The organism is Acinetobacter sp. YH12049 (assembly GCF_013419875.1).
GTDB classification, from domain to species: Bacteria; Pseudomonadota; Gammaproteobacteria; order Pseudomonadales; family Moraxellaceae; genus Acinetobacter; species Acinetobacter amyesii.
The window spans coordinates 1-1,245 of the sequence record NZ_VOZH01000109.1 but is presented as its reverse complement, the minus strand read 5'-3'; the positions used below and the strand labels follow the sequence as shown (position 1 = coordinate 1,245).

The window sequence follows — 1,245 nt, the reverse complement described above, 5'->3', positions numbered from 1 at the left end:
CTTGTATCTTGATTGATATAGTGATTAGCTACCACTATACGCAAATTGTAGAGTTTGGAGTGCTGCTAAAATCTTAAATTTGAACCTGAGATAAAACCTACAATTTGCCCTTATCCCTCATACAACTCTGAACGGTAACTAAGCACTTTGATGCTGTATTCACAAGGTAAGATGATGGTTAATGGGATAAAAATCATAGCTTAAACTCAAGGAATATCACCATGATTATGCTAGGTATTGATGTCAGTAAAACCAAAATAGATTGTTGCATTTTCCCTCAAGGTTTGACTGGAAAAAGAAAAAATAAAATATTTACTAATACAGAAAGTGGCTTTGGCAGTCTGCTCAAATGGCTCATCACTCTTAAAATTGAACCTGATCAAGTGACAGCAATCATGGAAGCGACTTCGGTTTATCATGAGAATTTGGGATATTATCTATATGATGCAGGTGTAAAGGTTTGTGTGGCTAATCCTTCACGAGTAAGAGCCTTTGCCAAAGGCATGTCCATGCTAAATAAAACGGATAAAGCTGATAGTGAAGCTCTTTCACGTTATGGTTACACCGCAAAGTTAATCATATGGCAGCCTGAACCTGAAAATGTCAGATTATTAAAAGCTTTACTAGGCAGACGAGATGTCTATCTAGGTAGTCTATTGCAGGAAAAGAATCGACTTGAAAAGGCGCAGTCCACTCATACCTCCGTTGTTGTGATTAAATTACTTGAAGAGAATATTGAGTATTTAAATCAGCAACTTGAACATATTGATAAGTTAATAAATAATCACATAGATCAAGATCCAACATTGAAACAGGATTTGAAATTACTGCAAACTATTCCTTCAATCGGTGAACGATCAGGCTTATTACTGTTGGGGTTATTTCATTCGCACAAGTTTGAAAAAGCAAGTCAAGCTGCTGCATATGTAGGTTTGGTTCCAGTACATCAGTTGTCTGGCAGTTCAGTCAACAAGCAAAGTCACTTATCAAAAGCAGGTGACAGTAAAATACGCTCAGTATTGTATATGTCAGCATTAACAGCGATTAAATATAATCCACACATTGAAGCTTTATATCAACGATTATTAAGCCAGGGTAAAAATAAAATGTGTGCTTTAGGTGCTGCAATGCGCAAGCTTATACATCTGTGTTATGGCGTTTTAAAACATCAGACTGCCTATCAAAGAGATTATTTATTGGTCGAATAATCTCAAAACCTGATTGACTACCAAGACGGTATCTCAG

1 protein-coding gene is annotated in these 1,245 nt (G+C 36.3%); it reads left to right on the top strand.

All coding sequences use genetic code 11. The features are described from left to right. Window positions 1-221: 221 nt before the first annotated feature. Window positions 222-1,208: an IS110 family transposase gene (locus tag FTU05_RS17695; protein WP_004278529.1), complete on the top strand. Its 987-nt coding sequence runs from the start codon at window positions 222-224 to the stop codon at window positions 1,206-1,208. The last annotated feature ends 37 nt before the right edge of the window (window positions 1,209-1,245 follow it).

Bases quoted from the DNA above. Each gene is read 5' to 3' on its own strand.
- FTU05_RS17695 (WP_004278529.1), top strand. From the start codon at position 222: ATGATTATGCTAGGTATTGATGTCAGTAAAACCAAAATAGATTGTTGC.